An 18,330-nucleotide genomic window follows, 5' to 3' on the forward strand; every position below is an offset into this window, starting at 1 on the left:
CGCTGTCAGCCGAGCGCCGTGCGCAGCCGGTCGGCGATCTCCAGGACGGCGGCGCGGCTGCTGCGCCCCACGCCGACGATGTTCAGGAAGCCGTGGATCTGGTCCACGAAGCGGCGCAGCTCGACCTCGACGCCGGCGTCGGCGAGCCGCCGGGCGTAGGCCTCGCCCTCGTCGCGCAGCGGGTCGAAGCCGGCGGTGACGACGTACGCCGGCGCCAGGCCTGCCGGGAGCTCGACGTCGAGCAGGTTGACCCGCTCGTCGGCGCGGTCCTCGGGCGTCGGGAGGTAGACGTCGTTGAACATCGCGATCGACTCGGCCGTGAGGTAGAGCCCCTCGCCGAACAGCCGGAGGCTCTCCGTGGCGCGGTCGGCGTCGGTGCACGGGTAGACCAGCAGCTGGAACGCGAGCGGCACACCGGCGCGCGCGGCGGCGATCGCGGTCCAGGCGGCGATGTTGCCGCCGGCCGAGTCGCCGGCGACGCCGATCCGCGCGGGGTCGACGCCGAGCTCGGCGGCGTTCTCGACGACCCACTGGACCGCGGCGAAGGCGTCGTCGAAGCCGCCCGGGAACGCGCGCTCCGGCCCGACGCCGTACTCCACCGCCAGCACCGGTACGCCGCTGACCTCGGCGAGCACCCGGCAGGGGCCGTCGTGGGAGTCGAGGTCGCCGTAGAGGAAGCCGCCGCCGTGGAAGAAGACCAGCAGGGGCTGGGCATCGGTCGCGGGACGGGCACCGTGCGGCAGGTAGTGACGCGCGGGGAGCCCGGCGACGGTGAGCTCGCGGGTCGCGCCGATCGGCTGGCGACCGGCGACGAGGGCGGCGTTGTCGCGCATCGCGGCACGGCCCCGGGCGATGTCGGCGGCACCGAGCTCGCTGCGCCGGGCGACCTGCTGCAGCCGCAGCATGAGGTGCAGGTCGGTGGCGAGGGTCTGGCCGTCCAGCACGAGCGGCCGGCCGGCGGCGAGTCGCTGCACGCGCTCGGGCAGGCCCATCACGGTCTTCACGGCGGCGGACTCGACGGTGGCGCGGAGGTTCACGTCGCCAACCTACTCGAAGGTAACTTCCCCGCTCCGCAGGGACACCTCCCGTTCACCCTCGACTGCCACACTCGTCACATGACCACGGAGCCGCACGTCGTCGACGACGACACCGACGTCACCGAGACGCTGAGCGTCGTGCCCGACGACGCCGCCGCCGAGCCGCCGTACACGCCGACCCCCGCGCTCGTGGAGCACATCGAGTCGGTGGACAACCGGTTCGTGGACCGCGAGCTCTCGTGGCTGCGCTTCAACGAGCGGGTGCTGGAGCTCGCCGAGGACGAGAGCCTGCCGCTGCTGGAGCGGGCGCGTTTCCTCGCGATCTTCACGAGCAACCTCGACGAGTTCTTCATGGTCCGGGTGGCCGGTCTCAAGCGCCGGATCGCCACCGGGCTCGCGGTCCGTGCCGCGAGCGGGATGATGCCGCTGGAGGTCCTCGAGGCGATCTGGACCCGCGCCGACGAGCTGAGCCAGCGCCAGGCGCGGGTGTTCCACGACAGGATCGTGCCGGAGCTGCGCGACCAGGGCATCGCCCTGGTGCGCTGGGCCGACCTGGACCGCGACGAGCAGAAGACCTGCAAGAAGCTCTTCAAGGAGCGGGTCTACCCGGTCCTCACCCCGCTCGCCGTCGACCCGGCCCACCCCTTCCCCTACATCTCGGGCCTCTCGCTCAACCTGGCCGTGCTGATCCGCAACCCGAAGACGGGCAAGGAGCACTTCGCCCGGGTGAAGGTGCCGTCGAACTTCGACCGCTTCGTCGCGCTCGGCAACGCCCGCTTCGTGCCGCTCGAGGACGTCATCGGCGCCCACCTCGGCCGGCTCTTCCCGGGCATGGAGGTGCTCGAGGTCCACACCTTCCGGGTCACCCGCAACGAGGACCTGGAGGTCGAGGAGGACGACGCCGAGAACCTCCTCGCCGCTCTGGAGAAGGAGCTGCTGCGCCGCAAGTTCGGGCCGCCGGTCCGGCTCGAGGTCGAGGAGTCGATCGCGCCGTCCGTCCTCGAGCTGCTCGTCTCCGAGCTCGACATCAGCGAGGACGAGGTGTTCCGGCTGCCCGGGCCGCTCGACCTCCGGGGGCTGCACTCGATCGCCGACCTGCCCCGCGACGATCTCAAGTACCCCTCCTTCGTGCCGGCCACCCACGCCCGTCTCGCCGAGGTCGAGTCGTCCGCGCCGGTCGACGTGTTCAAGGCCCTGCGCCGGCGCGACGTGCTCCTGCACCACCCCTACGACTCGTTCGCGACGTCGGTGCAGCGGTTCATCGAGCAGGCCGCGGCCGACCCGCACGTGCTGGCGATCAAGCAGACGCTCTACCGCACGTCGGGAGACTCCCCGATCATCGACGCCCTGATCGACGCCGCCGAGGCCGGCAAGCAGGTCCTCGTCCTGGTCGAGATCAAGGCCCGCTTCGACGAGCAGGCCAACATCCGCTGGGCCCGCAAGCTGGAGAAGGCCGGCTGTCACGTGGTCTACGGCCTGGTCGGGCTGAAGACCCACTGCAAGCTGGCGATGGTGGTCCGCGACGAGCCCGAGGGCATCCGCCGCTACACCCACATCGGCACGGGCAACTACAACCCCAAGACCTCGCGGATGTACGAGGACCTCGGCCTGCTGACCACCAATGTCGCCATCGGCGAGGACGTCGCGCACCTGTTCAACAACCTGTCCGGGTGGTCGCGCAAGGCGACCTACGAGGAGCTGCTCGTCGCGCCCGACTCCGTGCGGACCGGCCTGGTCGAGCTCATCCACCGCGAGATCGAGCACCACAAGGCGGGTCGCGCCGCCGGCATCCGCTTCAAGGCCAACTCGGTCGTCGACGAGCAGATCATCGACGCGCTCTACCTCGCCTCCGGCGAGGGGGTGCCGGTCGAGATCCTGGTCCGCGGCATCTGCGCGCTGCGCCCCGGCGTACCCGGCCTGAGCGAGAACATCACGGTCCGCTCGATCCTCGGCCGCTACCTCGAGCACAGCCGCGTCTTCTCCTTCGAGGGCGGCGGCGAGCCGATCGCCATGATCGGCTCGGCGGACATGATGCACCGCAACCTGGACCGCCGGGTCGAGGTGCTGGTGCGGCTGCCCGAGCAGAGCCGTGACGAGGTACGACGCCTGCTGGACCTGGCGTTCGCCCCGACGACCCAGGCGTGGGAGCTCGGCGCGGACGCCCGCTGGACCCGCAATGCCGGCACGGAGCACCTCCAGGAGACGCTGATCGAGCGGCAGCGCAACCGGCGCAGCAACAGCTGATGAACCCGCGACACGCCGTCTGACCTGCAAGGACGTCGCCGCGGGGCCGTGCCGTGGGCCGCGCCACACCGACCGGCACTGGCGCGGGTTGCGTTCACGGGACCGTGACCCCCTAGCATGATGGCGTTCTTCTCCGCCTCAACGGGAGTCCATGTGGGTCTGCGTCTGCGTCCGGTCGACACTTCTTTCTACGACCTCTTCACCCAGTCCGCGCAGCACCTGGTCGGTGGCGCCGAGCTGCTTGCCGAGATGCTGTCGGACAACTCCGACAAGGCGTCGGTCGCCGAGCGCATGCGTGCCGCCGAGCACGCCGCGGACGAGACGACCCACGAGATCGTGAAGAAGGTCAACAGCACCTTCGTCACGCCCTTCGACCGCGAGGACATCTACGCGCTGGGCTCCGGCCTCGACGACGTGATGGACATGATGGACGAGGCCGTCGACCTGATCCTCCTCTACGAGGTGAAGACCCTCCCGCCCGAGCTGTCCGAGCAGGTCGAGGTGCTCCAGCGGTGCGCCGAGCTGACGGCGGCCGCGATGCCGCGCCTGCAGTCGATGCAGTCGCTCGACGACTACTGGATCGAGATCAACCGCCTCGAGAACGCCGGTGACCGCAACCACCGCCGAATCCTCGCTGCGCTCTTCTCCGGTGAGTTCAAGACCATCGAGGTGCTCAAGCTCAAGGACATCGTCGAGTCGCTCGAGGGCGCCATCGACGCCTTCGAGAAGGTCGCCAACACGGTCGAGCAGATCGCCGTCAAGGAAGGCTGACCGGTCCAGCCATGACCCTCACCCTGGCGATCGTGATCGCCGTGGTCGTCATCGCGCTCGCGTTCGACTACACCAACGGCTTCCACGACGCGGCGAACGCGATCGCCACGTCGGTGTCGACGCGCGCCCTGACGCCGCGGATCGCGCTGACCCTGGCGGCGCTGATGAACTTCATCGGCGCGCTTCTCGGCCAGGAGGTCGCGAAGACCGTCGCCGACGTCGTCACCATCGAGGACGACACCGGCCACCTGCTCGTCGGCGTGCACCACGGGCTGGTCATCGTGATGGCCGGCCTGCTCGGCGCGATCATCTGGAACCTCATCACCTGGTACTTCGGCCTCCCCTCGTCGTCCTCGCACGCCCTCATCGGCGGCCTGGTCGGCGCGGCGCTGGCCGGCGGGGTGAGCGTCAAGTGGGACACCATCGTCCAGAAGGTGCTCATCCCGATGGTCATCTCGCCGCTCTTCGGCTTCTGCGCGGCCTTCCTCGTGATGACCGCGATCCTGTGGATCTTCCGTCGCGGCAACCCGCACAAGATCAACCGCGGCTTCCGCGGCATGCAGACGGTCTCCGCCGCCGCGCTCGCCCTCGGCCACGGCCTGCAGGACGCCCAGAAGACGATGGGCGTCATCCTGCTGACGCTGGTCATCGCCTACCCCGGCTCCTACGACATCGAGACGCTCCCGATCTGGGTCGTCCTCGCCGCTGCCGGCGCCATCTCGGCCGGCACCTACGCCGGCGGCTGGCGGATCATGCGCACGCTGGGCCGCAAGATCATCCACCTCGACCCGCCGCGCGGCTTCGCGGCCGAGTCGGTCGGTGCCGGCGTGCTCTACACGACCGCGTTCGTGTTCCACGCCCCGATCTCGACGACCCACACGATCACCTCGGCCGTGATGGGCGCCGGTGCGACCAAGCGCTTCTCGGCGGTCCGGTGGGGCATGGCCCGCACCATCCTCGCCGCCTGGGTCTCGACCTTCCCGGCCGCCGCGCTCGCCGCGTGGGCCTGCTACGAGATCCTCAAGCTCGTCCTCCTCTGACCGGTCCGGCCTGAGTCAGTCGGGGTCGATGGTGAGGCTGTAGCCCCGCCCCCGGATCCGTCGTACGACGGCGACCGGGCCGAGCCGTGCCCGCAACCGGGTCACGTGCATCGCGATCGTGTTGCCGCCCGGTCGGCGGCCGTGGGTGCCCCAGAGCGCGTCACCGAGCTCGTCGTCGGTGACGATGCCCGGTGAGTGCAGCATCAGCTCGCGCAGCAGCTCGAACTCCTTGAGCGGCAGGTCCGCGATCCGCTGGCCATTGACGCGCACCGTGAACGCGCTGGCGTCGAGCTCGATCGGACCGACCTCGACCCGCGCGTGCTCCGACACCGACCGGGGGCCGTGGGACATCAGCTCCCAGAGCGACTGGGCGGCGTACGGGCGCAGCGCGACGGCGGACGCACCGGCGAGCATCAGCGAGCCCACCCCGCTCCCCCTGCGCGCGGCGGCCGCGGGGTCGGCGAGCTCGCTGAGGTCCTCCGTGCCCGCGATGACGTAGGGCGAGCCGTGCCGCCGGATCAGTCCGACGAACTCCTCGGCCGGGATGCCCGGCGCCTCCGGCGCCACCACGACGGCGTGGGGGTCGGTGCGGCCGAACTCCACCAGGCCGTCCAGGGTCGAGGCCACCCAGGTCACGTGCACGCCGTGCCCCGCCATGCCCTCGGCGAGCGTGCCCTCGTCCACGGCGGGGTCGACCACCAGGAGCTGTGCCCCGGTCGTCTCCGCCCATCGGTGGAGGTAGGCGCGCACGGACTGACGACGGGCGTCGGTACGCCCGTCCCGCTTGCCCATCCCGGCTTCCGTTCGCGGTGTGCCGCCCCCGAGAGCGGTGGACACCGATCAGCCGAAGCGACCAGAGATGTAGGCCTCGGTCGCCGGGTCGTCGGGGTTCGCGAACATCTTCTTGGTGGGGTTGAACTCCACCAGGTGGCCGGGCTCGCCGGTCGCCTTGAGGTTGAAGAAGCCGGTGTCGTCGGAGACCCGCGCGGCCTGCTGCATGTTGTGCGTGACGATCACGATCGTGAACTCGTCCTTGAGCTCGTGGATCAGGTCCTCGATCGCGGAGGTCGAGATCGGGTCGAGGGCCGAGCACGGCTCGTCCATCAGCAGGACCTGCGGCTCGACCGCGATCGCGCGGGCGATGCACAGGCGCTGCTGCTGGCCGCCGGACAGGCCCATGCCCGGCTTGTTGAGCCGGTCCTTGACCTCGTTCCAGAGGTTGGCGCCGCGCAGCGACTTCTCGACCACCGCGTCCGCCTCGGACTTCTTCAGCTTGCCCGCGTTGAGCTTGAGCCCCGCCAGCACGTTGTCGTAGATCGACATCGTGGGGAAGGGGTTGGGCCGCTGGAAGACCATGCCGACCTGGCGGCGTACGGCGACCGGGTCGACCCCGGCGTCGTACAGGTCCTGGCCGTCGACGACGATCTTGCCCTCGACGCGCGCACCGGGGATGACCTCGTGCATGCGGTTGAGCGACCGGAGGAAGGTCGACTTGCCGCAGCCGGAGGGACCGATGAAGGCGGTGACCGCGCCGGCACGGATCGTCATGTTGACGCCCTGCACGGCGAGGAAGTCGCCGTAGTAGATGTTGACGTCGGAGACGTCGATGCTCTTTGCCATTGCTAGTCCCTCTCAGCCCTTCTTCGGGGCGAAGATCTTGCCGACGATGCGAGCCACGAGGTTCAGCACCACCACGATGATGATCAGGATGAAGGCGGCGCCCCAGGCGATCGCCTCCGCGGGGGCGTCGCCCCGCACGTTCTGTCCGTAGATGAGCACCGGCAGCGTGGTCATCGCGCCGTCGAACAGGTTCATGTTGGTGCGGTCGGTCGCGCTGGCGATGAGCAGCAGCGGCGCGGTCTCGCCGATGACCCGGGAGATCGCGAGGGTGATGCCCGTCAGGATGCCGCCGAGCGCGGTCGGGAGGACGATCCGCACGATCGTCTTCCACTTCGGCGTGCCGAGCGCGTACGACGCCTCGCGGAGGTCGTCGGGCACGAGCATCAGCATCTCCTCGGTCGCCCGGACGACGATCGGGATCATCAGCAGCGAGAGCGCCACCGACCCACCGATCCCGGACACGTAGGCCGGGCCGAACACCAGGGTGAAGAGCGCGAACGCGAACAGGCCCGCGACGATCGACGGGATGCCCGTCATCACGTCGACGAGGAAGGTGATCGCCTTGGCGAGCTTGTTCTTCTTGCCGTACTCGACCAGGTAGATCGCGGCCATCACACCGACCGGCACCGAGATGACCGCGGCGCCGAGCGTGATCAGGAGCGTGCCGATGATGGCGTGGTAGATGCCGACCGGCTGGTCGATCTGCGTCTTGAAGAAGGAGTAGCTGAGGAAGGTGCCGTCGATGCGGCCGGCGCCCTTGGAGACCACCCGCCACAGCAGCGAGACCAGCGGCACGACCGCGACGAAGAAGGTGGCCCAGATCAGGCCCGTCATCATCCGGTCGGTCGCACCACGGCGGCCCTCGATGAACAGCGACCAGAGGGGCAGCGCGACGAGGTAGGCGACGACGCCGACGACCACGCCGCCGACCAGGCCCATGCCGAGCACCATCAGCAGCAGGGCGAGCGCGATCGCGATGCCACCGACGATCGCCGGCGCGACCCGCGGGAGGCGGGGCAGGACGAGCGGCGTGTGCGCCCGCTCCTGGATCTCTTCGACAGTGGTCGTCATCGGGCCATCCGCCTCTCGCTGCGGCCGATGATCCACCGGGCCGCGAAGTTCACCAGGAAGGTCAGCAGGAAGAGGACGAGGCCGGTCGCCACCAGGACGTTGAGCAGGTCGGCGCTGCGCTCCTTGTACTTGAGCGCGATGTTGGCCGCGATCGAGGTCGGGCTGGACGTGGCGATGATGTTCCAGGACAGCCCGAAGCCGACCGAGAGCACCATCGCGACGGCCATCGTCTCGCCGAGCGCGCGGCCGAGGCCGAGCATGACGGCGGAGACCATCCCGGAGCGCGAGTAGGGGAAGACCGTCATCCGGATCATCTCCCAGCGGGTGGCGCCCAGCGCGAGGGCGGCCTCCTCGTGCAGCCGCGGCGTGCGGGAGAAGACCTCGCGGGTGATCGCGGTGATGATCGGCAGGATCATGATCGCCAGCACGATGCCCACGGTGAGCCACGACTTGCCGGCCGCGTTCGGCTCCCCGAAGAGGGCACCGAGCACCGGCCACGAGCCGAAGGTGTCGTGCAGCCATTCGTGCATCGGCACGAGCTTCTTCGCGAGGTAGAACGCGCCCCACAGGCCGTAGACGACCGAGGGCACCGCGGCGAGCAGGTCGATGACGAAGGCGACCGGGGTGGCGAGCCACCGCGGTGCGTAGTGGCTGATCACCAGCGCGATGCCGAAGGCGAGCGGCACGGCGATGACCAGCGCGATGATCGACACCGTGAAGGTGCCGACCAGCAGCGGGAAGACGTAGCCCAGGAAGCTCTCGGCGTGCGGCCCGTAGACCTCGGCCGGCTTGCTGAAGCCGGTCGCACCCTTGGCGAGGAGGAAGACGAAGACGCCGGCGAGGGCGCCCAGGATGGTGAGACCGGCAGCGAGCGCAGCGCCGGAGAAGATGCGGTCACCGATGCCACCGCGGACGCTCGCCCACGCGGCGGGCTGGTCCTCGATATCGGCGGTGCGGGCTGTCACTGGGTCACCTCGTGCTCAGGGTGCTCGGGGGGAAGCGGGATGGTGCGGGAACGCCGGTGGAGGGGTGCGGACGGGCCGGGCCCGTCCGCACCCCTCCGGGGCGTCACTTGGCGGAGATCTTGGCGACGATCTCCTGCGCCTTGGCGGCGGTGTCGGCGGAGAGCTTCGCGGAGCCGGCGAAGTCGGCCGCCTCGGCCTGGCCCTCGTCGGACACGATGTACTCGAAGTAGCCCTTGACGTTGGCGGCCTCGGCCGCGTCGTCGTAGGTCTCGCAGGCGATCAGGTACGACAGCAGGATGACCGGGTAGGCGCCGGCCTCGGTCGTGGTGCGGTCGACGTCGACGGCGATGTCGGTGGCGTCACGGCCCTCGACGACCGGCGAGACGTCGACGGTCTTGGCAGCGCCCTCGGGCGACGGGGCGACGTACTCGTCGCCGACCTTCACCGAGACGTGGGCGAGGTCGCCGGTCTGGCTGGCGTCGGCGTAGCCGATCGCGCCCTCGGTGTCGGTGACGGTCTTGACGACACCGGAGGTGCCCTCGGCGGAGAGGCCGCCGGAGACGGGGAACGCGTCCTCGGCCTCGTACTTCCAGTCGCTCGGCGCGACCTTGTTGAGGTAGTCGGTGAAGTTCTTGGTGGTGCCCGAGTCGTCGGCGCGGTGCACCGGCGAGATCTTGGTGTCGGGGAGGTCGACGCCCTCGTTCTGCGAGGCGATGGCGTCGTCGTTCCACTTGGTGATCTTGCCGGCGAAGATCTTCGCGATCGTCGAGGCGTCGAGGTTCAGCTCGGTGATGTCCGGCAGGTTGAACGCGATGGCGATCGAGGAGATGTAGGCCGGGACCTCGACGATGGTGCCGCCGCAGCGCTCCTTGGCCTTGGTGAGGTCCTCGTCCTTGATGTAGGAGTCGGAGCCGGCGAAGGACAGCGCCTTGCTGATGAACTGGCTGCGGCCGTCGGTCGAACCGAGCAGCGCGTAGTCGATGGTGAGGCCGCTGTTCTTGCCCTGGAACGCGGTCTTCCAGGCCTCCTGGGCCTTCTCCTGCGACGTCGCGCCGCCACCCTTGAGGTTGCCGGACAGGCCGCCGGACTCGCCGTCGGTGCCGGTGCCCTCCTCGTTGGAGGCGCCGCAGGCGCTCATCAGCAGGGCGAGGGCGGCAACACCGGGAACCGCGGCGTTGCGGATGGACTTGAAGTTCAAGGAACTTGCCTCTCAGAGGTGAGGGGCGACTCGTTCACCTGCCCCCCGATTCGTACTGGACACCGGTGAAGTTAGGCAGCGTCGGTAACGCAACCCTCCGGCACGTCTGAACGGCCGGTGAACAGTGGCGGTCCGGGTGGCGGCGGGGCGTGTCCCCCGTTACACCGCCGCCGGACGGGCCCTCCCGGCTACGCCGGCGTCGGACGCGGCCGGTGGCGCTCGACGGCGACCACCGCACCCTTGCGCACGTGCAGCACCAGCATCTCGGCAGGCTCGAGCGGACGGTCCTCGAACGCGCCGTCGAGCCCCGCGGCGTCGTACACGAGGGGCAGGACGGGGCGGTGGGTGCACAGCACGCCGCCCTCCTCGGCGTCGAAGAGCTCCTCGACGACCTTGTGCACCGAGCGGGCCGTGGCCCGCTCCTCGCTGAGCCGCGGACGCAGGTCGACCGGGTAGCCGGTCGTCTCCGCGTAGGGCTGGACCGTCTGAATGCAGCGGGTGCTGGTCGAGGTGACGATCCGGGTGACGTCGTAGGCGGCGAGGAGGGGGACGAGCCGGTCCGCCTCGTGCTCGCCGGCCCGCAACAGCGGTCGCGCCACGTCCTCGCCCCGCCACGTGCTGCGCGAGCGCGCCTGCCCGTGCCTGAGTACGACGACCGCCCGGGTCTTGCGACGCACCCGCAGCGCGTCGTCGAGGGTGCCGCGGTCGTGCTCGTAGGTCAGCCGCTCGCGCGCCTCGTCGAAGGGCACCCACGCCACGGCGTCGATCTCTTCGTTGGGGCGGTAGCCGGTCACGTCGTCGTCTCCGACGACGCGGCCCGTCCAGTAGTGGACCGTCTTCATCCGGCGCGCGACCGGGTAGCGCTGCGACGGCAGCGGCGGGCCGAGCCGCACGTGGAGGCCGGTCTCCTCGGCCACCTCGCGCACCGCGGCGGCGACCGCGTGCTCGCCGCGGTCCAGCTTGCCCTTGGGGAACGACCAGTCGTCGTACTTGGGACGGTGGACGAGGAGGACCTCGCGACCGGGTCGGAAGGCGACCACGCCGGCAGCGAGGATGTCGGGCACGGCTATAGGTTAGTGACCCATGAGGTGGTCCCGTCGTCGCTGGCTCGCCGTCGGCGCGGTGGTCGTGGTCGTCGTGGCGGCCCTCGTGGTCGTGTGGGTCGTTCGCGACGACGAGCGCAGCCGCCTCGACCTGGCGCTCGAGCTCGCGCCGGAGTCCAGCCAGCGATTCTCGTGGACGGACTGGTCGGCGGTGCGCGACGAGGTGGGGGCCGACCTGTCGGTGGACTCCTCGGGCGAGGACGTCGACGCCTTCCTGCTGGACGCCTACGACCGCGACCTGAGCAGCACGACGGCCCTCGACGAGTCCGCGGCGACCACCCAGGACGAGCTCGGCTTCTCCCCGGCGACGATCGACTGGGAGCTGTTCGCCCAGGGCGAGGACGGCGCCCTGGTGGCGATGGGCCTGCCCGACGGGTTCGACTACGACCGGTTGCGCGACCACCTGCGTGACGCCGGGTTCGACGAGCCGGCCGACGACGACGGCGTGTGGTTCGCCGGCGCGGACGGGCTCGAGCGGCTCAGCGGCCCGGTCACCCCCGAGCTGGGCGCGCTCGCGATCGACGAGGACGCCGGCATCCTCTACGGCAGCGACGACCGGGGCTACCTCGACGAGCGGGACGACCTGGCCCGTGGCGACCGGGACGACCCCGTGGCGCGTGCCGCCGCCTCCCTCGGTACGACGCCCGGCGCGGTCGTCTACACCGGCGACCACGCGTGCGGCGAGCTCGCCATGAGCCAGGCCGACCCGACGGAGCGGACCCGCGGCGCGGAGCTGATCGAGCAGGCCGGCGGCGTGCACCCGCTGACCGCGTTCGCGATGGGGGCCGAGCCCGGCGGCGACGTCCGCGTGGCCCTGGTGCTCGACAGCGACGACCAGGCTCGTGCCGACGCCGACAGCCGGTCGCAGCTCGCGGCCGGCCCCGCGCCCGGGCAGGGCGGCACCTTTCCCGAGCGCTTCGAGCTCGGGAAGGTGACGGCCGACGGCACGGTCGTGACCATGGAGCTGGCCCCGGTGGACGACAGCCCCGTGCTGTCCGACCTCACCACCGGGCCGGTGCTGTTCGCGGCCTGCTGACGGTCGGCGACGGCGGCCGCGGCGTACGCTGACCGCTCCCCGATCCCATCGACAGGAGCGCCGGATGTCCCGCTTCACGCTGCCGCCCGCCCACGTCCTCGAGGCCCGCGAGAAGCTGGTCCTCGACCACTTCCACGACGAGGTGCGCCAGGACTGGGACGCGACGCTGTCGACCTTCCCCCACCCTCACTACGAGCTCGTGGCGTCGATGACGGTGCACGACGGCGACGACGAGGTCCGTGGCTACTACCACGACACCCGGGTCGCCTTCCCGGACCAGGACCACGAGATCATCGCGCTGCGGCACTCCCACGACGCCGTGATCGTCGAGTTCTGGCTCACCGGGACCCATCTCGGGCCGTTGGGGAAGATGCCGCCGACGGGGTCGGCCCACCGGACCCGGATGACGGCGTACTTCGTCTTCGACGAGCAGGAGCAACTGGTCGCCGAGCGGATCTACTTCGACCAGCTGACGATCCTCAAGCAGCTGGTCGGCGGGCTCGACAAGCGCAGGCCCGCCGACCTGCTGACCCTCGGCCGGGTCGTCGCCGGCGCGCTGGGGATGGCGTCGGGCGACCCCGACCCCCGACTCACGGAGACGACGCCGCCCGACCTCGGGTGATCAGCCGGCCGCCGCCCGGAACGACCGCAGCCGCAGGCTGTTGCTGACCACGAACACCGACGAGAAGGCCATCGCCGCGCCGGCCAGCATCGGGTTGAGCAGGCCCGCGGCCGCCAGCGGCAGCGCCGCGACGTTGTAGGCGAACGCCCAGAACAGGTTGCCCTTGATCGTCGCGAGCGTGCGCCGCGAGAGCCGGATCGCGTCCACGGCGACCTGGAGGTCGCCCCGCACCAGGGTGAGGTCGCTGGCCTCGATCGCCACGTCGGTCCCGGTGCCCATGGCCAACCCGAGGTCGGCCTGGGCCAGCGCAGCGGCGTCGTTGACACCGTCGCCGACCATCGCGACGACCTTGCCCTCGCCCTGGAGCCGCTTGACCACGTCGACCTTGTCGGACGGGAGTACGTCGGCGATCACGTCCGCCTCGTCGATCCCGACCTCCGCGGCGACGGTCCGCGCCACCACGGCGTTGTCGCCGGTCAGCAGCACCGGCCGGAGGCCGAGCTCGCGCAGCTGGGCGATCGCGGCGGCCGAGGTGGGCTTGACCGCGTCGGCGACCACGACGACGCCGCGCGCCCTCCCGTCCCAGCCGACGGCGACGGCGGTGCCACCGGTCTCCTGGGCCTGCTCCAGGGCCGCCTGCAGCTGCGGCGGCAGGTGCTGGGACCACTCCTCCAGCAGGCGTGGCCGCCCGACGAGCACCGCGTGTGACGCGTCGCCGTCGAGCAGCACGCCCTGCACGCCGAGGCCCTCGACGTTGGCGAAGTCCTCGACCGCAGGCAGCGGACCGGCGTCGCGCGCGGCGTCGGCGATGGCCCGGGCGATCGGGTGCTCGGAGGAGTCCTCCAGCGCGCCGGCGTACCGGAGCACCTCGGCGGCGTCCTCGCCCTCGCCCGCGACGACCTCGCGGAGGGTCATCCGGCCGGTCGTGACCGTCCCGGTCTTGTCGAGCACGATCGTGTCGACGGCGTGCGTGGACTCCAGCACCTCCGGCCCCTTGATCAGGATGCCGAGCTGGGCGCCGCGGCCGGTGCCCACCATCAGCGCGGTCGGCGTGGCCAGGCCCAGGGCGCACGGGCAGGCGATGATCAGCACCGCGACCGCTGCGGTGAACGCGGCGGCCAGGCCGTTGCCGGTGCCGAGCCAGAAGCCGAGGGTGCCGGCCGCCAGCAGGATGACGATCGGCACGAAGATGCCGGAGATCCGGTCGGCCAGGCGCTGCACCTCGGCCTTGCCGTTCTGCGCGTCCTCGACGAGCCGCGCCATCTGCGCGAGCTGGGTGTCGGAGCCGATCCGGGTCGCCCGGACGACGAGCCGCCCTCCGACGTTGACGCAAGCCCCGACGACGGGGTCGCCCGTGGCGACCTCGACCGGAACGGACTCGCCCGTCAGCATCGACGCGTCGACCGCGGAGCTGCCCCGCTCGACGACACCGTCGGTGGCGATCTTCTCCCCCGGGCGTACGACGAACAGGTCGCCGACCGCCAGCTGCTCCACCGGCACCTTCGTCTCGGTGACGCCGTCGGGCCCGAGGACCGCGACCTCCTTGGCGCCGAGCTCGAGCAGGGCCTTCAGCGCCGCCCCGGCCCGCCGCTTCGAGCGCTGCTCGAAGTAGCGCCCCGCCAGGATGAAGGTCGTCGCCCCGGCAGCGGCCTCGAGGTAGATGTTGCCGCTGCCGTCGCTGCGCTCGATGGTCAGCTCGAACGGGTGCTTCATCCCGGTCGTGCCCGCGGTGCCCCAGAAGAGGGCGTAGAGCGACCAGCCGAGCGCGGCCAGCGTGCCGAGGGAGATCAGCGTGTCCATCGTCGACGTGCCGTGGCGCAGGTTGGTCCACGCGGCCTTGTGGAACGGGAACGCGCCCCACACCACGACGGGCGCCGCCAGGGTCAACGAGAGCCACTGCCAGTTGTCGAACTGCAGCGCCGGGACCATCGCCATCGCGATGACCGGCACGGTCAGGACCGCGGAGACGAGGAGCCGCTGGCGCAGTGTGGCGACCGGGTCGACCTCCACCTCCGCCGCCGAGCCCTCCGCAGCGGGAGGCTTCGGCAGCGAGGCGCCGTAGCCGGCCGCCTCGACGGCGGCCACGAGGTCGTCGGTGGTCACGCCGGCGTCGTAGGTGACCTTGGCCTTCTCGGTCGCGTAGTTGACCGTCGCGGTGACGCCCTCGAGCTTGTTGAGCTTGCGCTCGATCCGGTTGGCGCAGGAGGCGCAGGTCATCCCGGTCAGCGCGAGCTCGACCTGCTGCTCGGGCGTGGCATCAGTGTGCGTGTCCACTGCTCTCCCCGTGCTCCTCGGTCGTGCTCTCCGCGGTACCCCCGGCGGTGACGGTGAACGCCGCGGTGCGGACGACGCCGTCGTGCTGGAAGTCGAGGTAGAGGTGATAGGTCCCGTTGCTCGGGACCGCGGTGTGGAAGACGACATCGGGCCCCGGGTCCGTCCTGCCGTCGCCGGGCTCACCGTCCGGGTGGACGTGGAGGTAGGCGAGGTCGCCGGTGCGCAGCGCGACCAGGTGGCCGTAGGCACCGAGATAGGGCTGGAGGTCGGTGACCGGCTCGCCGTCCTTGCTGACGCTGAGCGTGAGCCGGGCATCGGCACCGGCGCTCAGGTCACCGTCGAGGGTGACCTCGTAGCCGTCCACGGTCGCGGTCCTGGTGTCGCCCTCCGTCGTCACGGCCTCGAAGCGGCCGTCGACCGCGAGGTCGGTGCCGAGGGTGAGCGCCTCGGCGCCGGTGGCCTTGAAGTCGGCGAACACGCGCCACGTCCCGGGCGTCAGCGCGAGGTCGGTGGACCAGGTGCCGTCGCCGTCGAGGGTCGGGTGCACGTGCTGGAAGCCACTGAAGTCCCGTCGTACGGCGATCAGGTGGAGCCGCTTCTCGTGCTGGACGTCGTACGACGTCACGGGGGCGCCGTCGGGTCCGGTGATGGTGAAGCTCACCGGGACCGCACTGCCGGCAGCAGCCTGCGCGTGGTCGAGGGTGAGGGTGTAGCCGTCCTGCGACGTCATGAGTCCTCCCGGTATCTCGGTCGTCGCCCCGGCGGTCTCGTGCTCGGCGTGGCCCCCGGTGGCGTCGCCTGCGTGCGTGTCGTGGGTCGGCTCCTCCACGTCGACCGGGCCGAGGGCCCGGCCACCGAGGAGGGCGACGCCGAACACGACCGCGGCGACGGCACCGAAGCCAGCCAGCCGCGTCGGGGTATTCATGCGAGCTGGTAGCCGGCCTCCTCGAGGGCCGCCTTCACGGCGGACTCGTCGAGGGGGGCGGCGCTGGTGATCGTGACCGCACCGGTGGGCAGGTCGACCGCGACGTCCTCGACGCCGGAGATCTCCTGCACCTCCTCGGTGACGGAGGCGACGCAGTGGCCGCAGGTCATGCCGGTGACGGTGAAGGTCTGGGTGGTGCTCATCGGAGGATTCCTCTCGTTGGGGATGGACGGGACCGGGACGCGTCAGGAACGGACCAGGCGGGCGATGGCGTCGGAGGCCTCCTTGAGCTTGATGTCGGCCTCCTCACCTCCCTCTCGGGCGGCGTTCACGACGCAGTGCGCCATGTGCTCGTCGAGCAGGCCGAGGGCGACGGACTGGAGGGCCTTCGTCATCGCGGAGACCTGGGTGAGGATGTCGATGCAGTACTGCTCCTCCTCGACCATCCGCTGCAGGCCCCGCGCCTGGCCCTCGATGCGACGCAGCCGCTTGAGGTAGTCGTCCTTGGTGCGGTTGGCGATGTAGCTGTGCTGGTGCTCCGCGCCGGAGTCGCTGTGTGCCATGGCCCTCTGGTCCTTCGTGTGCTGGGAATCGACCTACCTCGGAAGGATACCCCCCTGTGGTATTCCGTGATAGCGTCCCGATCTGTCCGATACCGTACCCCCCTAGGGTACCAAACGCAAGAGGAGATGGAGATGTCAGTCCTCACCCCACCGCAGACCGGTCGCGGCAATCGCCGCTGGCTCGGCCTCGCGGTCATCGCCGCCGCCCAGTTCGTGGTCATCATGGACACGTCGATCATCGGCGTGGCCCTGCCCGGGATGCAGCGCGACCTCGGCTTCACGCCGGAGAACCTGTCATGGGTGTTCAACGCGTACGTCGTCGCCTTCGGCGGCCTGCTGCTCCTCGGCGGCAAGGTCTCCGACGTGCTCGGCGCACGCACCGTCTTCGCCGCAGGCTGGGTCGTGCTCGCGGCCGGCTCACTCGTGGCCGCCGCGGCCGGCAACGTCGAGGTCGAGCTCGCCGGCCGCGCCATCCAGGGCGCCGGCGCCGCGCTGATCGCACCCTCGGCACTGACCCTGCTGATGATGCTGTTCGGCGGCAATCCGCGCGAGCTGACCAGGGCGCTCGCCCTGTACGGCGCCGCCGCACCGGCCGGAGGCACGGCTGGCGTCTTCCTCGGCGGCGTGATCACTGAGTACCTCAGCTGGCCGTGGGTGTTCGCGATCAACATCCCGATCGCACTGCTAGTCCTCGCGCTCGTCCCCTTGTCCATGCCCGCCGGCGCCACGGGCGGCTCACGTCGCGTGGACGTCCTCGGCGCCGCCACGGTGACCGCCGGCCTGGCGGCACTCGTGTACGCCGTCGTCCAGGCCCCCGAGGTCGGCTGGGGCGCCGCTCGCACGTGGTGGGTCCTCGGGGCCGGCGCCGCGCTGCTCGCCGTCTTCGTCGTCCAGCAGGCCCGCGGCGGCGACCCGCTCCTGCGTCTGGGCATCCTCAGAGCACCCGGCCTCGCCGCTGCGAACCTCACTCAGCTCCTGCTCGGCGCCGCGTGGATCCCGATGTGGTTCTTCCTGAACCTCTACCTCCAGCAGGTGCTCGGCTTCACCGCCTTCCCCAGCGGAGCGGCGTTGCTGCCGATGACCCTGCTGATCATGCTCGGCATGGTGGTGCTGGCACCGAAGGCCCTCGCCGCGCTCGGCGTACGCACCACCACCGTCACCGGTCTGGTCCTGCTCGCCGCGGGCATGGCGTGGCTGGCGATGATCGACGCTGACGGCAGCTACGCCGTCGACGTCCTCCCCGCCTCGCTGGCCGCTGCTCTCGGCATGTCCCTGGCCTTCATCCCGACCCTCGGCACCGCGATCTCCGCCGCCCCGCCGGAGGAGGGTGGTCTCGCCTCGGGCATCGTCAACACCAGCTACCAGGTCGGCTCGGCCCTGGGCCTCGCCGTGATGACCGCCGTCGCAGCGGGAGCGGGCGCCGACCAGCTCGGCGACGCCGTGGCGCTGACGGAGGGCTACTCCGCGGCCTTCGTCGGCGCGGCCATCGTCGCGGCGGTTGCAGCACTGGCCACCGCCGCGCTGCTGCGCGGCCCGAAGAGCTGAGTCGGCGACGTCAGGCGGGCGGGCGCGAGACGCCCAGGATGCGATCGATCTCGTCGAGCGGGAGCCGCTCGTCGGAGGCGCTGGCCGCGATGATGAGGTTGGTGGTCAGCTCGACCTCGACCAGGAGGTCGCGGTCCTCGAGGGTCACGTCGAACTGATCAGCCATCAGTTCCTCCCTCGGGCCCAGACCGGAACGGTCAACTGATCCCATCTTCCCCCCTCGACCAACCCCTAAACCTCAAAGTTCAGCAAAAATTCGTGGAGCCCCGCCGACCGGCGGGGCTCCACGTGAAGACGAGGGTCTCCTCGATCAGGC

At 70.8% G+C, this 18,330-nt stretch carries 18 protein-coding genes; 6 read left to right on the plus strand and 12 right to left on the minus strand.

The features are described 5' to 3' along the window. Positions 1-5 precede the first annotated feature (5 nt). Positions 6-1,037 carry an alpha/beta hydrolase gene (locus AC2YHB_RS15510; protein ID WP_242530353.1) on the minus strand — a complete coding sequence of 344 codons (1,032 nt, stop codon included), beginning with the start codon at positions 1,035-1,037 and terminating at the stop codon, positions 6-8. A gap of 78 nt (positions 1,038-1,115) precedes the next feature. Here AC2YHB_RS15510 and AC2YHB_RS15515 point away from each other — a divergent pair, with 78 nt between their 5' ends. The 3 genes from AC2YHB_RS15515 to AC2YHB_RS15525 all read left to right on the plus strand — a co-directional run bounded on the left by AC2YHB_RS15515 (position 1,116) and on the right by AC2YHB_RS15525 (position 5,092). Further along, positions 1,116-3,281: an RNA degradosome polyphosphate kinase gene (locus AC2YHB_RS15515; protein ID WP_179648068.1), complete on the plus strand. Its 2,166-nt coding sequence runs from the start codon at positions 1,116-1,118 to the stop codon at positions 3,279-3,281. A gap of 153 nt (positions 3,282-3,434) precedes the next feature. Beyond that, positions 3,435-4,052 carry a DUF47 domain-containing protein gene (locus AC2YHB_RS15520; RefSeq protein ID WP_036550858.1) on the plus strand — a complete coding sequence of 206 codons (618 nt, stop codon included), beginning with the start codon at positions 3,435-3,437 and terminating at the stop codon, positions 4,050-4,052. A gap of 11 nt (positions 4,053-4,063) precedes the next feature. Then, positions 4,064-5,092, plus strand: a complete 1,029-nt coding sequence (locus AC2YHB_RS15525; RefSeq protein ID WP_036550856.1) for an inorganic phosphate transporter — start codon at positions 4,064-4,066, stop codon at positions 5,090-5,092. A gap of 15 nt (positions 5,093-5,107) precedes the next feature. Here AC2YHB_RS15525 and AC2YHB_RS15530 read toward each other — a convergent pair whose 3' ends face one another. The 6 genes from AC2YHB_RS15530 to AC2YHB_RS15555 form a co-directional block, all read right to left on the minus strand. Continuing rightward, on the minus strand, positions 5,108-5,884 hold the full coding sequence (locus AC2YHB_RS15530; RefSeq protein ID WP_051932968.1) for a winged helix-turn-helix transcriptional regulator: 777 nt from the start codon (positions 5,882-5,884) through the stop codon (positions 5,108-5,110). Positions 5,885-5,932: 48 nt separating this feature from the next. After that, positions 5,933-6,712, minus strand: coding sequence for a phosphate ABC transporter ATP-binding protein PstB (gene pstB, locus AC2YHB_RS15535; protein WP_036550853.1), 780 nt, complete (start codon positions 6,710-6,712; stop codon positions 5,933-5,935). Between the two features lie 12 nt (positions 6,713-6,724). Further along, positions 6,725-7,783, minus strand: coding sequence for a phosphate ABC transporter permease PstA (gene pstA / locus AC2YHB_RS15540; RefSeq protein ID WP_051932967.1), 1,059 nt, complete (start codon positions 7,781-7,783; stop codon positions 6,725-6,727). Then, positions 7,780-8,748, minus strand: a complete 969-nt coding sequence (gene pstC / locus AC2YHB_RS15545; protein WP_036550851.1) for a phosphate ABC transporter permease subunit PstC — start codon at positions 8,746-8,748, stop codon at positions 7,780-7,782. The genes pstA and pstC overlap by 4 nt, the downstream gene beginning before the upstream one ends. A gap of 103 nt (positions 8,749-8,851) precedes the next feature. After that, complete coding sequence (gene pstS, locus AC2YHB_RS15550; protein ID WP_036550850.1) at positions 8,852-9,946, minus strand: phosphate ABC transporter substrate-binding protein PstS; 1,095 nt, start codon at positions 9,944-9,946, stop codon at positions 8,852-8,854. 188 nt (positions 9,947-10,134) lie between these two features. Next, positions 10,135-11,010 (minus strand): NUDIX hydrolase, encoded by an 876-nt coding sequence (locus AC2YHB_RS15555; RefSeq protein ID WP_179648069.1) that lies wholly within the window; start codon positions 11,008-11,010, stop codon positions 10,135-10,137. Between the two features lie 19 nt (positions 11,011-11,029). Here AC2YHB_RS15555 and AC2YHB_RS15560 point away from each other — a divergent pair, with 19 nt between their 5' ends. Next, the gene (locus tag AC2YHB_RS15560; protein WP_179648070.1) at positions 11,030-12,085 is read left to right on the plus strand and encodes a hypothetical protein; all 1,056 of its coding nucleotides are present in this window, start codon (positions 11,030-11,032) and stop codon (positions 12,083-12,085) included. 64 nt (positions 12,086-12,149) lie between these two features. Next, on the plus strand, positions 12,150-12,707 hold the full coding sequence (locus AC2YHB_RS15565) for an ester cyclase (protein WP_179648071.1): 558 nt from the start codon (positions 12,150-12,152) through the stop codon (positions 12,705-12,707). On the opposite strand, the gene AC2YHB_RS15570 is transcribed toward AC2YHB_RS15565, so the two are convergent. Genes AC2YHB_RS15570 through AC2YHB_RS15585 form a run of 4 tightly spaced genes read right to left on the minus strand, consistent with a single transcriptional unit; the run spans position 12,708 to position 16,469 of the window. Next, a complete protein-coding gene (locus AC2YHB_RS15570; RefSeq protein WP_487354272.1) occupies positions 12,708-14,924 on the minus strand; it encodes a heavy metal translocating P-type ATPase in 2,217 nt (738 codons plus the stop codon). A 40-nt stretch (positions 14,925-14,964) separates the two neighbouring features. After that, the gene (locus AC2YHB_RS15575; protein WP_179648072.1) at positions 14,965-15,906 is read right to left on the minus strand and encodes a hypothetical protein; all 942 of its coding nucleotides are present in this window, start codon (positions 15,904-15,906) and stop codon (positions 14,965-14,967) included. Next, the gene (locus AC2YHB_RS15580; RefSeq protein WP_179648073.1) at positions 15,903-16,109 is read right to left on the minus strand and encodes a heavy-metal-associated domain-containing protein; all 207 of its coding nucleotides are present in this window, start codon (positions 16,107-16,109) and stop codon (positions 15,903-15,905) included. The genes AC2YHB_RS15575 and AC2YHB_RS15580 overlap by 4 nt, the downstream gene beginning before the upstream one ends. A gap of 42 nt (positions 16,110-16,151) precedes the next feature. Next, complete coding sequence (locus tag AC2YHB_RS15585; RefSeq protein WP_036550838.1) at positions 16,152-16,469, minus strand: metal-sensitive transcriptional regulator; 318 nt, start codon at positions 16,467-16,469, stop codon at positions 16,152-16,154. A gap of 132 nt (positions 16,470-16,601) precedes the next feature. On the opposite strand from AC2YHB_RS15585, the gene AC2YHB_RS15590 reads away from it, so the two are divergent. Beyond that, positions 16,602-18,014, plus strand: coding sequence for an MFS transporter (locus tag AC2YHB_RS15590; RefSeq protein WP_179648074.1), 1,413 nt, complete (start codon positions 16,602-16,604; stop codon positions 18,012-18,014). Positions 18,015-18,024: 10 nt separating this feature from the next. On the opposite strand, the gene AC2YHB_RS15595 is transcribed toward AC2YHB_RS15590, so the two are convergent. Beyond that, a complete protein-coding gene (locus tag AC2YHB_RS15595; RefSeq protein ID WP_179648075.1) occupies positions 18,025-18,180 on the minus strand; it encodes a hypothetical protein in 156 nt (51 codons plus the stop codon). Positions 18,181-18,330: the final 150 nt, after the last annotated feature.

This window comes from Nocardioides sp. SRI_004 (assembly GCF_057586415.1).

Excerpts from the sequence above, each read along its gene's own strand:
- AC2YHB_RS15515 (WP_179648068.1), top strand. The coding sequence starts at position 1,116 with ATGACCACGGAGCCGCACGTCGTCGACGACGACACCGACGTCACCGAG.
- AC2YHB_RS15525 (WP_036550856.1), top strand. The coding sequence starts at position 4,064 with ATGACCCTCACCCTGGCGATCGTGATCGCCGTGGTCGTCATCGCGCTC.
- AC2YHB_RS15530 (WP_051932968.1), bottom strand. The coding sequence starts at position 5,884 with ATGGGCAAGCGGGACGGGCGTACCGACGCCCGTCGTCAGTCCGTGCGC.
- pstB (WP_036550853.1), bottom strand. The coding sequence starts at position 6,712 with ATGGCAAAGAGCATCGACGTCTCCGACGTCAACATCTACTACGGCGAC.
- pstA (WP_051932967.1), bottom strand. The coding sequence starts at position 7,783 with ATGACGACCACTGTCGAAGAGATCCAGGAGCGGGCGCACACGCCGCTC.
- AC2YHB_RS15560 (WP_179648070.1), top strand. The coding sequence starts at position 11,030 with ATGAGGTGGTCCCGTCGTCGCTGGCTCGCCGTCGGCGCGGTGGTCGTG.
- AC2YHB_RS15565 (WP_179648071.1), top strand. The coding sequence starts at position 12,150 with ATGTCCCGCTTCACGCTGCCGCCCGCCCACGTCCTCGAGGCCCGCGAG.
- AC2YHB_RS15570 (WP_487354272.1), bottom strand. The coding sequence starts at position 14,924 with ATGACCTGCGCCTCCTGCGCCAACCGGATCGAGCGCAAGCTCAACAAG.
- AC2YHB_RS15575 (WP_179648072.1), bottom strand. The coding sequence starts at position 15,906 with ATGAATACCCCGACGCGGCTGGCTGGCTTCGGTGCCGTCGCCGCGGTC.
- AC2YHB_RS15580 (WP_179648073.1), bottom strand. The coding sequence starts at position 16,109 with ATGAGCACCACCCAGACCTTCACCGTCACCGGCATGACCTGCGGCCAC.
- AC2YHB_RS15585 (WP_036550838.1), bottom strand. The coding sequence starts at position 16,469 with ATGGCACACAGCGACTCCGGCGCGGAGCACCAGCACAGCTACATCGCC.
- AC2YHB_RS15590 (WP_179648074.1), top strand. The coding sequence starts at position 16,602 with ATGTCAGTCCTCACCCCACCGCAGACCGGTCGCGGCAATCGCCGCTGG.
- AC2YHB_RS15595 (WP_179648075.1), bottom strand. The coding sequence starts at position 18,180 with ATGGCTGATCAGTTCGACGTGACCCTCGAGGACCGCGACCTCCTGGTC.